The 12,385-nt window shown below is 71.8% G+C and carries 11 protein-coding genes; 8 read left to right on the forward strand and 3 right to left on the reverse strand.

Going from position 1 to position 12,385, the window contains the following annotated elements:
• Positions 1-145: 145 nt before the first annotated feature.
• Both NDAS_RS22850 and cutA read right to left on the reverse strand, forming a co-directional pair.
• Positions 146-739, reverse strand: coding sequence for a hypothetical protein (locus NDAS_RS22850; RefSeq protein ID WP_013155622.1), 594 nt, complete (start codon positions 737-739; stop codon positions 146-148).
• Positions 736-1,077 carry a divalent-cation tolerance protein CutA gene (gene cutA / locus NDAS_RS22855; RefSeq protein WP_013155623.1) on the reverse strand — a complete coding sequence of 114 codons (342 nt, stop codon included), beginning with the start codon at positions 1,075-1,077 and terminating at the stop codon, positions 736-738. Before cutA ends, NDAS_RS22850 begins: the two co-directional genes overlap by 4 nt.
• Positions 1,078-1,145: 68 nt before the next feature.
• Between cutA and pyrE the strand changes: the two genes are divergently transcribed.
• Positions 1,146-1,679: an orotate phosphoribosyltransferase gene (pyrE, locus tag NDAS_RS22860; protein WP_013155624.1), complete on the forward strand. Its 534-nt coding sequence runs from the start codon at positions 1,146-1,148 to the stop codon at positions 1,677-1,679.
• Positions 1,680-1,765: 86 nt separating this feature from the next.
• On the opposite strand, the gene NDAS_RS22865 is transcribed toward pyrE, so the two are convergent.
• The gene (locus NDAS_RS22865; RefSeq protein ID WP_041552952.1) at positions 1,766-2,152 is read right to left on the reverse strand and encodes a RodZ domain-containing protein; all 387 of its coding nucleotides are present in this window, start codon (positions 2,150-2,152) and stop codon (positions 1,766-1,768) included.
• Between the two features lie 407 nt (positions 2,153-2,559).
• On the opposite strand from NDAS_RS22865, the gene fbaA reads away from it, so the two are divergent.
• The 7 genes from fbaA (at position 2,560) to NDAS_RS22905 (ending at position 12,084) form a co-directional block, all read left to right on the forward strand.
• Positions 2,560-3,582, forward strand: a complete 1,023-nt coding sequence (gene fbaA, locus NDAS_RS22870) for a class II fructose-bisphosphate aldolase (RefSeq protein ID WP_013155626.1) — start codon at positions 2,560-2,562, stop codon at positions 3,580-3,582.
• Between the two features lie 989 nt (positions 3,583-4,571).
• Complete coding sequence (locus tag NDAS_RS22880) at positions 4,572-4,988, forward strand: DUF3151 domain-containing protein (RefSeq protein ID WP_013155627.1); 417 nt, start codon at positions 4,572-4,574, stop codon at positions 4,986-4,988.
• Between the two features lie 249 nt (positions 4,989-5,237).
• Positions 5,238-6,521, forward strand: coding sequence for an adenylosuccinate synthase (locus NDAS_RS22885; RefSeq protein WP_013155628.1), 1,284 nt, complete (start codon positions 5,238-5,240; stop codon positions 6,519-6,521).
• A 42-nt stretch (positions 6,522-6,563) separates the two neighbouring features.
• Positions 6,564-7,814 (forward strand): phosphoribosylamine--glycine ligase, encoded by a 1,251-nt coding sequence (gene purD / locus NDAS_RS22890; RefSeq protein ID WP_013155629.1) that lies wholly within the window; start codon positions 6,564-6,566, stop codon positions 7,812-7,814.
• 175 nt (positions 7,815-7,989) lie between these two features.
• On the forward strand, positions 7,990-8,895 hold the full coding sequence (locus NDAS_RS22895) for a phosphoribosylaminoimidazolesuccinocarboxamide synthase (RefSeq protein WP_013155630.1): 906 nt from the start codon (positions 7,990-7,992) through the stop codon (positions 8,893-8,895).
• Between the two features lie 376 nt (positions 8,896-9,271).
• Entirely contained in the window at positions 9,272-10,567 is a 1,296-nt protein-coding gene (murA, locus tag NDAS_RS22900) for a UDP-N-acetylglucosamine 1-carboxyvinyltransferase (RefSeq protein ID WP_013155631.1), read from the forward strand.
• 251 nt (positions 10,568-10,818) lie between these two features.
• Complete coding sequence (locus NDAS_RS22905) at positions 10,819-12,084, forward strand: hypothetical protein (protein WP_013155632.1); 1,266 nt, start codon at positions 10,819-10,821, stop codon at positions 12,082-12,084.
• Positions 12,085-12,385 lie beyond the last annotated feature (301 nt).

The raw sequence follows: 12,385 nt of genomic DNA on the forward strand, positions 1-12,385 counted from the left end.
TTCTCCGCAGCCCGCCCCGCGGTGTCACCCGGTTTTCCCCCCGCCGCACCGTGCCCGGCCCGCCACCGTGCGCCCTGCTCATGGCGCCGCCCGGGAGGCACCGGCCGCCCGGGGGCCGAAGCGCCGACCCGGGCGACGCGGCGTCTCAGGAGCCGCCGCGCAGCTCCACCAGCAGCGCTGCCAGGGCCTCGGACGCCTCCTCCGGGGCCGCCTCGCGCACGCTCCAACCGCGCAGCCGCGCCAGGCGGGCCGCGTGGCGCAGGCCCGGATCGGTGAGCAGGTAGCCGCACGGCGCGTCCGGCCAGTCGGAGACCGTCGGCAGCGGCTCGGTCCGGTAACCGGCGGGCTCCCCGGGCGGGATCGCCGTGTCCGGGACCGCGCCCTCGGGGCTCTGCGTCCTCGCGACGTCCGCGCGGGTGGGGCCGCCCGGCTGGGGCAGGAACGCGTCCACCAGCACGTAGCCGAACACCGGCCGGTGCGCCGCCCGCTGGGCCGCGCCCACGGCGCCCAGCAGCGGTCCGGCGCCGCCCTCGGCGACGAGCGCGGTCGGCGCGTCGGGCGCGACCAGGCGGTTGACCTCCAGGCTGGCGCGGGCGACGTAGCGGGCCGCGTGCGGCGGGTGCTCGTCGCCGCCCACCTCGGGGCGGACGGCGGTGATGCCGTACCCGGCCAGCCGGTCGGCCAGGCCGGGCAGCCTCGTGGGTTCGCCGAGGGTCGGGGGGAGCAGGACGGCGATCACGCGGAGGTGCCTCCCCGGGTCTCGTCGCGCACCCACTCCAGGTAGGCGGGGTTGCCACCGGTGACGGGCACTGCGACGACCTCGGGAACGTCGTAGGGGTGGACCTCGCCGATGTGCGCGGTGAGCTCGTCCAGCCGGTCGGCGGCGGTCTTGACCACCACCATCCACTCCTCGTCGGCCTGGACCCGGCCCTCCCAGCGGTAGAAGCTGGTGACGGGCCCGCTCACCTGCGCACAGGCCGCCAGCCTGTGCTCGACCACCGACCGCGCCAGCCGTTCGGCGCCGTCCCTGCTGTCGACGGTGGTCTCCACCCGGACCGTGTCCCCGGACTGCGGCATGGCCGTCCCTCCCACCGGGGGTGATGCGGTGCGCCCGCGTCCCGTCCGGTGTTCTAGGCTCACTGATCATGAGCGAACGTGATGAACTCCTGCGTCAGATCAACGATAAGGCGGTCGTGCGCGGCAAGGTGACCCTGTCCTCGGGCATGGAGGCCGACTACTACGTCGATCTGCGCCGGGTGACCCTGGACGGGAAGGCCGCGCCGCTGGTCGGCTCGGTCATGTTGGACAACGTCGCGGACCTGGAGTTCGACGCGGTCGGCGGCCTGACGCTGGGCGCGGACCCGGTGGCCACCGCCATGCTGCACGCCGCGCACGCGCGCGGGCGCACGCTGGACGCCTTCGTGGTGCGCAAGGCGGGCAAGGCGCACGGCCTCCAGAAGCGGATCGAGGGGGCCGACGTGCGCGGGCGGCGCGTGCTCGCCCTGGAGGACACCTCCACCACCGGCGGCTCCGTGCTGACGGCCGTGGAGGCGCTGCGCGAGGCGGGCGCCGAGGTGGTGGCGGTCGCGCTGATCCTGGACCGGGGCGCGCGCGAGCGGGTCACCGAGGAGGGTCTGGAGTACCGGGCGGTGTACGGGGTCTCCGACCTGGACGTCTAGCACGCGCGGCCGCGGGGCGCCGCGGGGCGTTCCGGCCGCCCGTGCCCGGGGGCGGGTGCGCCGCCGGGGTTCGTGCCCGGGCGGCCTCAGCCGTCCTGCGGGTCGATCGTGAAGCTGAAGCCGGGTTCGCGGTCGGAGATGTCGCGCTCGTCGCCGTCGACGAAGACCTCGACGGCGGCGGGGTCGCCGATGGTGACCTCCAGGCCCTCGGCGGCGGTCGCGTAGTTGACCGACTGGCCCTGGCTCATGTTCTGGTCCATCAGCACGTCGCCGCCGGGGATGCGGACGAAGACGTCGCTGGACTCGCCGACGACGCGGACGTACAGGACGCCCATGTTGCTCGGCTCCGTGCTCTCGCCCGCCGTCTCCGAGGCGGTGGCGCTCACGCTGGTGCCGGGGAGGGAGCGGTACAGGAAGAAACCGCCCAGGGCCAGGAGCGTCACCAGGAGCACGACGGCTCCGACGATGGCCATCACCTGGCCAACGCCGCGAGGATCATTCCTATGCCTTCCCACGGCGTTGAATGTAGCGCGTATCACGGCAAAAAGCGACAGCAGCCGCATGGAAGACCCCCGTCCCCCACAATTCCGTCACAAGGGGGATGAAGGGGTCACTCTCCGTCGTCCCGGGTGCGCGGAGCCCGGGCGCCGACCCCCGCCAGCTGCGGCTACACCGACAACCTCGGGCAATTTGGTCTAGACCTTTTCAAGGGCTCCGGGTATTCGGGATACTTGGGTGACACCTGGTGGACACACACGGACGCACGGCCCGAGGGCCGCCGCCCCCCGACGTCCGTCTCCACCGGGGCAACGCACGTGGGGTGCCGTCGGCGTGATACCGGCGGCCGCTCGCTCCAGGCCGAATCCAGGGAGAGTCAAGCATGCCCATCGCCAGCCCCGAGGTCTACACCGAGATGCTGAGCCGCGCGAAGTCCGAGGGCTTCGCCTACCCGGCCATCAACGTGACCTCCAGCCAGACGCTGCACGCCGCCCTGCGCGGCTTCGCCGAGGCCGAAAGCGACGGCATCGTCCAGATTTCCACCGGTGGCGCGGAGTTCCTGTCCGGCGCCACGGTCAAGGACATGGTCACCGGCTCGGTCGCCTTCGCCGAGTTCGCCCGCGTCGTGGCCGAGAAGTACTCGGTGAACATCGCCCTCCACACCGACCACTGCCCCAAGAACAAGCTCGACGGCTTCGTCCGCCCGCTGCTGGAGATCTCCAAGGAGCGCGTGGCCAAGGGCCAGGAGCCGCTGTTCCAGTCCCACATGTGGGACGGCTCGGCGGTCGAGCTGGAGGAGAACCTCCAGATCGCCGAGGAGCTGCTGGCCGCCTCCAAGGCCGCGCGGACGATCCTGGAGATCGAGGTGGGCGTCGTCGGCGGCGAGGAGGACGGCATCGTCGGCGAGATCAACGAGAAGCTCTACACCACGCCGAACGACGCCCTGCGCACCGCCGAGGTGCTGGGCCTGGGCGAGAAGGGCTACTACCTGACGGCCCTGACCTTCGGCAACGTGCACGGCTCCTACAAGCCGGGCTTCGTCAAGCTGCGCCCGGAGGTGCTCAAGAAGGCCCAGGAGGCCGTCGCCGAGAAGTACGGCCGGGCCAAGGCGTTCGACTTCGTCTTCCACGGCGGCTCCGGCTCCACCATGGAGGAGATCCACGAGGCCATCGAGTACGGCGTGGTGAAGATGAACGTCGACACCGACACGCAGTACGCCTACACCCGCCCCGTGGTCGACCACATCATGAAGAACTACGACGGTGTGCTGAAGATCGACGGCGAGATCGGCAACAAGAAGGCCTACGACCCCCGCGCCTACGGCAAGGCGGCCGAGGCCGGCATGGCCGCCCGCGTGGTGGAGGCCGCCCAGCACCTGAAGTCCGCGGGCAACAGGATGAAGTAGTCGCGGCCCGCCACCGGTTCGGTGGTCCGCGCACGGTGCCCGGCGGCCTCGGCCGCCGGGCACCGTGTTTTCCGGGGGCCGTGCGCGCGGCCGGGCACCGCGCTCTCCCGGAGAGCACGTTCTCCCGACCCCCCTCGCCTCGCACAACAAACCATCCCCAAATACCCGCAACACCGTTTTCCAGTTATCCACAGCCCCGTTTCGCGAAGGGGTGCCCGGGAATCATCCTGAACGCGCGCAACCCCCTCCCAGCGGAATGCGGGAAAGCGAAGGGCGGGAACAGCGCCGCCCGAATCATCGCGGACGGAGTGTTCGCCGCGGGAACCGTACTCGTCGGGGTTTCCACGGCCGCAGCGGCGTAGGCCGGGAGCGGGTCGCGGCGGCCCCGTCCTCGTCAGCGTGCGTGCTCGCCGCCAGCGCCCACCGCATCCGGGAACTCCGTCCACGGCCCCGGTCCGCGCACCGGATGCGGCGGCACGGTGACCCCCGCCGTCCAGGTCCGCGCACGGCCCCGTCTGGCCCGACAAGGCGGTGGCCGAGGCCGGGCGCAACGGTTTCGGAAACGGCTGTCCGCGCGCCGGCGGAACCCGCGACGGCAACGGCGCCTATTTCACCGGGACCCGCGGTTCCAGCGGCGACGAACTGTCCTCCGGGCGGGTCAGCCGATACTGACCGAACACGCGGACCCCGCGCTTCTCGGCCCCGCCGGTGTCGGCGGGCGCGGTCGCACCGGCCGTCGCCGTGGCGGCCCCAGGGGCGCACGCCGCGCGTCCACCGGCGTGCGGAGGCGGCGCAGGAGTGACGGGGAGCGCTGGGAGGGGCCGTGCCGGGGTGGGACGCGCCGGGGCACCGCGGGGACCGGAGCGCGGGGATCACCTGGAGGGGGCGGGGGCGGCGAAAGCGCGCGGAGGCGGCGGAGCGGAGGGAGCACCGCGGAGGTGACGCGGAACCCTCCGGCGGACCCGGCCGTCCGGTGGCAGGATGGGGCCATGAACCTGCACCAGAACCTGCTCAACGAGCCGCCCGAGACGCGTCTGGCCGACAACCCCGAGGCCCGCGAGGCCCTCGCCTCGGCCGACGACCCCACGCCGGTCGCCGGGCGCTTCCCGGAGTACTCCGCCGCGTGGGCGCGGCTGGCCGAGCTGGCCCTGGCCGACGGCCAGCCGGTGACCGCCTACGCCTACGCCCGGACCGGCTACCACCGCGGCCTGGACCAGCTGCGCCGCTCGGGGTGGAAGGGCCACGGCCCGATCCCCTGGGAGCACGAGCCCAACCAGGGCTTCCTGCGGGCGCTGCACGCCCTGGGCAGGGCTTCGGCGGAGATCGGCGACACCGACGAGGCCGAGCGCTGCGCCACCTTCCTGCGCGAGTCCAGTGCCGAGGCCGACAAGGCGCTCAACGGCTGACACGCCCGCCTGCCGGGCGCCGGGCCGTCCGGGATCCGTACGGGTTCCGGACGGCCCGTCCACGCCTCGGAGACCCTGGGGTCGGCGGGGCCCGTGTGTCGCACGTGCCCCAGTGCCCCACTTAACCCGGATGCCCTGGTCGTGTACCCTCAATACGCAACGGCCCCTGTCGCAGCCTTGCGCCAGGGGTTTTCCGTGTTCGGGGCCGGAAAGCCCCGGGTCAGGTGTCGAGCGAAGAGGTAGAGACCAATGCCGGCGATCACGCTCGTGGGTGCCCAGTGGGGCGACGAGGGCAAGGGCAAGGCGACCGACCTTGTCGGCGACCGCGTGGACTACGTGGTGCGCTACCAGGGCGGGAACAACGCCGGGCACACCGTGGTCATCGGCGACCAGAAGTACGCCCTGCACCTGCTGCCCTCGGGCATCCTGTCCCCGAACGTGGTGCCGGTCATCGCCAACGGCGTCGTCATCGACCCGGGCGTGCTGCTGGAGGAGCTGCGCGGCCTCAACGAGCGCGGCGTGGACACGTCCCGCCTGCTCATCTCGGCGAACGCGCACCTGATCATGCCCTACCACCGGGCACTGGACAAGGTCAGCGAGCGCTTCCTCGGCAAGGGCAAGATCGGCACCACCGGGCGCGGCATCGGCCCGACCTACGCCGACAAGGTCTCCCGCCAGGGCGTGCGCGTCCAGGACATGTTCGACCCCAAGATCCTGCGCAAGAAGATCGAGCTGGCCCTGCACGACAAGAACCAGCTGCTCACCAAGGTGTACAACCGGCGCGGCCTGGAGGCCGAACCGATCATCGAGGAGTACCTGGGCTACGCCGAGCAGCTGCGCCCCTACGTCGCCGACACCTCCCTGATCCTCAACAAGGCGCTCGACGAGGGCAAGACGGTGTACCTGGAGGGCTCGCAGGGCACCCTGCTGGACATCGACCACGGCACCTACCCGTTCGTGACGTCCTCCTCCCCCACCTCGGGCGGCGCGGCGGCCGGGTCCGGCATCGGCCCCACCCGCATCACCAAGGTCGTGGGCATCCTCAAGGCCTACACCACCCGCGTGGGCTCGGGCCCGTTCCCCACCGAGCTGCTCGACGAGCAGGGCGAGTGGCTGCGCACCCAGGGCGGCGAGTACGGCGTCACCACCGGCCGCAACCGCCGCTGCGGCTGGTTCGACGCGCCCATCGCGCGCTACGCCACGCGGATCAACGGCGTCACGGACTTCTTCCTCACCAAGCTCGACGTGCTCACCGGCCTGGAGCGCATCCCCGTGTGCGTGGCCTACGAGGTCGACGGCGTCCGCCACGACGAGATCCCGATGACCCAGACCGACTTCCACCACGCGAAGCCCGTCTACGAGTACCTCGACGGCTGGTCCGAGGACATCACCGGCGTCCGGACGTTCGACGAACTCCCCAAGAACGCGCAGGCCTACGTGCGTACCCTTGAGGAGATGGCGGGGGCCCCGATCTCCGCCATCGGTGTCGGACCCGGCCGCGACGAGACGCTCCAACTGCGCTCCCTGGTCTGACCCCCCCGTCTGTCCGCCTTCAACACGAAGAGGCCCCCAGTAGTGAAAGCCCTCGTTCTCGGCGGCGGAGGCCGCGAGCACGCTCTGGTCCGCGCCCTGTCCCTGGACCCGGGTGTCACCAGCATCCACAGCGCCCCGGGCAACCCCGGCATCTCGGAGCTGGCCGAGAACCACGTGCTCAACGTGACCGACGGCCTGGCCGTCACCGAGCTGGCCGCGCGCATCCGCGCCGAGCTGGTCGTCATCGGACCGGAGGCCCCGCTGGTCTCCGGTGTGGCGGACGCCCTGCGCGACCGGGGCATCCCGGTGTTCGGCCCCGACCAGGAGGCCGCACGCCTGGAGGGCTCCAAGGCCTTCGCCAAGGAGGTCATGGAGGCCGCCGGGGTGCCCACCGCCAAGGCGCGGGTGTGCAGGACCGCCAGCCAGGTGTCCGAGGCCCTCGACGAGTTCGGCACGCCCTACGTGGTCAAGAACGACGGCCTGGCCGCGGGCAAGGGCGTCGTGGTGACCGAGGACCGCGCCCTCGCCGAGCAGCACGCCCGGGAGTGCGGCCGCGTGGTCATCGAGGAGTTCCTCGACGGCCCCGAGGTGTCCCTCTTCGTGCTGAGCGACGGGCTGCACGCCCTGCCGCTGCTGCCCGCCCAGGACTTCAAGCGCGCCTACGACGGCGACCAGGGCCCCAACACGGGCGGCATGGGCGCGTACGCGCCGCTGCCGTGGGCCCCGGCGGGCCTGGTGGACGAGGTGATGGAGTCGGTCGTGCGGCCGACCCTGGTGGAGATGAACCGGCGCGGTAAGCGCTACCAGGGCCTGCTGTACGTGGGGCTGGCGCTCACGTCGCGGGGTCCGCGCGTGGTGGAGTTCAACGCCCGGTTCGGCGACCCGGAGACCCAGGTGGTCCTGGACAGGCTGGCCACCCCGATCGGCGCCGTCCTCCAGGCCACCGACACCGGCGGCCTGGGGGGCATCGGCTCCCTCCAGTGGAAGTCGGGCGCCGCGGTCACCGTGGTGGTCGCCGCCGAGAACTACCCGGGCGACCCGGTCAAGGGCGACGTCATCGGCGGCCTGGACCAGGCCAACGCGATGGAGGGCGCGTACGTGCTGCACGCGGGCACCGACTGGGAGGGCTCGGGCGGCGTCAAGGCGAGCGGAGGCCGGGTGCTCAACGTGGTCGGCACCGGGATCGACCTGCGCCAGGCGCGCGAGCGGGCCTACGAGGCCGTGGCGCGCATCGAGCTGCGCGGCTCGTTCCACCGCACCGACATCGCCGAGCGCGCCGCGGCCGAACTGTAGCGGGGTGCGGGCACGCCTGCGGGCGGGCGTGCCCAGGGCATCCCGACGGGAAGGGGGTTCGAGGCCCCCTTTCCAAGTCCATCACGGACCGGGGCACGTTCCACAGCCCCTTCCCGAACCTGTGGACAACCCGCCCGGCGCCGCTCGGCCGCCGGTGCGTAGGAGAGGGGAAGCCATGAGCGGTTTCGTCGTCAGGCCCGAACCCGTCCGGGTCGAGGGGCTCACCCACCTGCACACCGGCAAGGTGCGCGAGCTGTACGCCGCGGCCGACGGGTCGCTGGTGATGGTCGCCAGCGACCGCGTGTCGGCCTACGACTGGGTGCTGCCCACCGAGATCCCCGGCAAGGGGCGGCTGCTCACCCAGCTGTCCCTGTGGTGGTTCGACCAGTTGGGCGGCCTGGTGCCCAACCACGTCGTGTCCGACGTCCTTCCGGAGGGAGCCCCCGCCGACTGGGCGGGGAGGACCCTGGTGTGCCGCAGGCTGGACATGGTGCCGGTGGAGTGCGTGGCGCGCGGCTACCTGACCGGTTCCGGCCTGGAGGAGTACCGGGCGGACGGCACCGTGTGCGGGATCGCGCTGCCCGACGGGCTGGTCGACGGCTCCGAGCTGCCCGAGCCGATCTTCACCCCGGCGACCAAGGCCGAGGTGGGCGACCACGACGAGAACGTCTCCTTCGAGGCCGTCGCCGCCGCGCACGGGGCCGGGCTGGCCGCCGAGCTGCGCGACCTCACCCTGCGCGTGTACGGGCGCGGCCGGGAGCTGGCGCGGGAGCGCGGCATCATCCTCGCCGACACCAAGTTCGAGTACGGGCGCGACGCTTCGGGGGAGCTGGTGCTGGCCGACGAGGTGTTCACCCCCGACTCCTCCCGCTACTGGCCCGCCGACACGTGGGCGCCGGGCGGGCCGCAGACCTCCTTCGACAAGCAGGTCCTGCGGGACTGGCTGCGCTCGCCGGAGTCCGGGTGGGACCGCGCCTCGGAGACGCCGCCGCCGGAACTGCCCGAACACGTGGTGCAGCGCACTCTTGACCGTTACGTGGAGATCTACGAGCGTCTGACCGGGACGAAGCCCGCCCTGTGAGGCACCGCGCGGGAGTGATTCGACGCACGCGACCGCCGATTCGCGTCCAGGAGCACGTATGGTGGTGACGTTGTGCGGGTCACCGGAGGCGGGTGAACAACCATACGCACGGCATCCCCGGTCTTTCCCGTTGGCGGAATACCTCTTTGGCCGTTTGGCGGGACTCCATCCCCCGATCTGCGGGTATACCACGTCCTGGACCGGTACATGCGAACGGGTGCTATAGAGTTCTCGCGAACACCGGTTCACTGGCCGCGCAGGTCACACGCATGATGTCGCAACGTTCCAGGGGAAACCCGCGTCTCATACGCACACAGGCGAAGCCCGACGAGGGTGACCTTTTTTCCACATCTGCCTCACAAAGGAGCACATGAGCATGGGCCAGGAGGTTCGTTACCGCGTCCGCGGCGGACGCCCCCTCAGTGGAACGGCGTTCATCCAAGGCGCGAAGAACGCCGTCCTGCCGATGATCGGGGCCGCCCTCCTCGCGGCCAGGGGCCGTACGGTGCTGCGGAATGTTCCGGTCATCGAGGACGTCTACCGAGCTCTGGAGCTCGCCGAGCACGTGGGTGCCAAGGTCGAGTTCCACGAGGCCGAGCGCACCGTCGTCATCGACGCGTCCAACCTCAACGACCCCGAGCGGGCCGTCCTGCCCGCCGAGATCGCGGCCCGTTTCCGCGGCTCCGTGCTCTTCGTTCCGGCGCTGATGCACCGCACCGGCCGCGCCCGCATCGAGGGCGTCGGCGGATGCAACCTGGGCAGCCGCAACCTGGACTTCCACTACCGGGGCTTCGCGCGCCTGGGCGCCGAGGTCACCGAGGACCCCGAGCGCAACCACATCAACGTCGAGGCCAGCAACCTCCGCGGCGGCCGCCTGTACCTGGACACTCCGTCCCACACGGGCACCGAGAACCTCATCATGGCCGCGGTCCTGGCCCCGGGCACCACCGTGATCGAGCACGCGGCCCTGGAGCCCGAGGTCATCGACGTCATCGACTTCCTGAGCGCCATGGGCGCCAAGATCAGCGGCGGCGGCACGGGCTTCATCACCGTCGAGGGTGTCAAGGAACTCACCGCGGTCGAGCACACCATCATGTCCGACCGCATCGACGCGGGCGTGTTCGCGATGACCGTCGCCGCCACCGGCGGTGAGGTCAGCCTCGTGGGCGCCCAGCTGGACCACCTGGGCGTGGCCCGCTGGAAGATGGAGCAGATGGGCGTGGGCTTCTCCCAGGAGGGCGCCGTCCTGCACGTCCACCGGGACCCGTCGGTGCCGCTGCGGCCGATCAACGCCGTGACCTCGCCGTTCCCGGGCTTCGCCACCGACCTCCAGTCCCCGCTGATGGCCCTGGCCACCCTGGCCGAGGGTGAGAGCTACATCCACGAGGCCATCTACGACGGCCGGTTCGCCCTGGCCGACGAGCTCACCAAGATGGGCGCCAAGATCGAGGTGGAGGGCACCCGCGCGATCGTGCACGGCACCACCAACCTGCGCGGCACCGAGGTCATCGCCCACGACCTGCGCACCGGTGCGGCCCTGGTCCTCGCCGGACTGGTCGCCGAAGGTGAGACAATCGTGGCGCCCGGCTATCTGGTGGACCGCGGTCACGCTCAGTTCGCGACCCGGCTCGCTGCGCTAGGCGCTGACGTGGAGCGCGTCGTCGTCTCGTAGGGAGCCGAAAGCGCAGTTCAAGCCGGGGTGGGAGCCCGCCTCCCACCCGGGCTTTCGGCGTTGATATGGAAAACGATCTTCTTTGGCCCCGCACAATGGGTACGATCTCGGCAATCATGCCGTGACAGAGATCGGGTCGGGAAACCAGTGGGCGCACATAGTGAAGAGCGTGGAATGGTAGCGGGGAGCAACCCGAGGTGAGTGCCCAGCGTACTGGCGATTTGACGATCGGCGTCATAGGACCCCATGAGGTGGTCGAACGGGTCATGCTCATGGGTCCGGGGTCCACGGGACCCCTCAACGCCAGACTCATCGCCGCCGCGTACCGAGATGAGCAAGAGGCGACGGACAAGGTCGTCAGGCTGGGTTCGGCGATCGACGCGTACCTGTTCGCCAGCCCTGTCCCCTACGAGTTCGCGCGCAAGGCCGGTGTGCTGACGATGCCCGCCACCTTCGTGCCTCTCGGCGGGGCGAGCCTGCACGAGGCCCTGCTCCGGGCGACCCTGGACGAGCGCTACGACCCGACCAGAGCCAGTCTGGACGTGCTCAGCCGCGCCGACGTGGTGGAGGCCTACTCCGAGGTCGACCTGCCCGTGGACGGGATCCACGTGCACGAGGAGCTCACCAACACCGCGCAGCTCACGTCCTTCCACGAGGGGCTGTGGCGCCGCAAGGCCACCAAGATGGCCATCACCTGCGTGCGCGGGGTCGCCGAGCGCCTGGAGGCCATCGGCGTGCCGGTGGTCCGGCTGCGGCCCACCAACGCGGGTGTGCGCAGCGCCCTGCAGACCGCGGGTCTGCTGGGGGCGCACCACCGCCTGGAGGAGGCCCAGCTGGGCGTCGTGGTGGTGGACGTGCCCACCCTGCGGGACTCGACACGGCGTTCGACGCCCCGGTACTGGCGGGAGGAGCTGCGGCTGTCCCTGCACCGGCTGCTGCTCCAGGAGGCCCACCGGATCAACGCCACGGCGCACCGGTTGGACGACCATTCGTTCATGGTGACCGCGACTCGCGGATCGCTCGTGACCGCGACCGAGGGTTTCCGGCAGCCGCCGTTCGTGGAGCGGATCAAGGCGGAGCTGGGGATCGCGATCGAGGTCGGCATCGGCATGGGGCGGACCACCCAGGACGCCGAGGCCCACGCCCGGGCCGCGCTGAACCGCGCCCAGGCGTCGCGGCAGAGCTTCGCGGTGGACCGCGAGGGCCGTTCCCTGGTGCCCGCCCAGCGCGCGCCCGCGCGGCAGTCCTCCGAACCGCTGCGGACCAAGGGACGCGAGACGCTGATTCGGCTTTCGGAGAAGATCGCCGAGGAGGACGGACCGCTGGTGGTCGACGCGGAGAACGCCGGGCGGATGCTCGGTGTCACCTCCCGGACCGCGCGTCGGCTGCTGCGGACCCTGGTGGAGGAGGGGCTGGCGTGGCCGCTGCCGCCCAACAGGACCCTCCAGCCGGGCCGTCCCCGCCAGCTGTACCGGCTGATCGTGGAGAAGCTCGACAAGGACGCCGCGGGCAAGTAGCCGACGGCCGGCGCCGAGCCGCACGAGCGCCTGTGAGACGCGTGGAAGCGTCGGACGGGGGCGCTCCCGACCCAGGGGGCGCCCCCGTCCTTGTGCGCGGCTGTGCGGCCGTGTGAGCGGCGCGTGAGCGTGCGCGGGTCGGCGGGCGGCGGTTCGGCGTGAGCGGAGACGGCCGATTCGGCGTCCCCCGGGGGCCGCTCCAGCGTCCGTGGGCGAGCGGGTCCGAGCGGTGAAGGTCGGCTGGGCATGCGTGAGGCGGCGTGCGCCAGCCGTGAGGCCGGTTCGGGTTGCGCGGGTCGGC

The organism is Nocardiopsis dassonvillei subsp. dassonvillei DSM 43111, from assembly GCF_000092985.1.
Lineage (GTDB): Bacteria > Actinomycetota > Actinomycetes > Streptosporangiales > Streptosporangiaceae > Nocardiopsis > Nocardiopsis dassonvillei.

Bases quoted from the DNA above. Each gene is read 5' to 3' on its own strand.
- cutA (WP_013155623.1), bottom strand. From the start codon at position 1,077: ATGCCGCAGTCCGGGGACACGGTCCGGGTGGAGACCACCGTCGACAGC.
- NDAS_RS22865 (WP_041552952.1), bottom strand. From the start codon at position 2,152: ATGGCCATCGTCGGAGCCGTCGTGCTCCTGGTGACGCTCCTGGCCCTG.
- fbaA (WP_013155626.1), top strand. From the start codon at position 2,560: ATGCCCATCGCCAGCCCCGAGGTCTACACCGAGATGCTGAGCCGCGCG.
- NDAS_RS22895 (WP_013155630.1), top strand. From the start codon at position 7,990: ATGAGCGGTTTCGTCGTCAGGCCCGAACCCGTCCGGGTCGAGGGGCTC.
- NDAS_RS22885 (WP_013155628.1), top strand. From the start codon at position 5,238: ATGCCGGCGATCACGCTCGTGGGTGCCCAGTGGGGCGACGAGGGCAAG.
- NDAS_RS22880 (WP_013155627.1), top strand. From the start codon at position 4,572: ATGAACCTGCACCAGAACCTGCTCAACGAGCCGCCCGAGACGCGTCTG.
- pyrE (WP_013155624.1), top strand. From the start codon at position 1,146: ATGAGCGAACGTGATGAACTCCTGCGTCAGATCAACGATAAGGCGGTC.
- murA (WP_013155631.1), top strand. From the start codon at position 9,272: ATGGGCCAGGAGGTTCGTTACCGCGTCCGCGGCGGACGCCCCCTCAGT.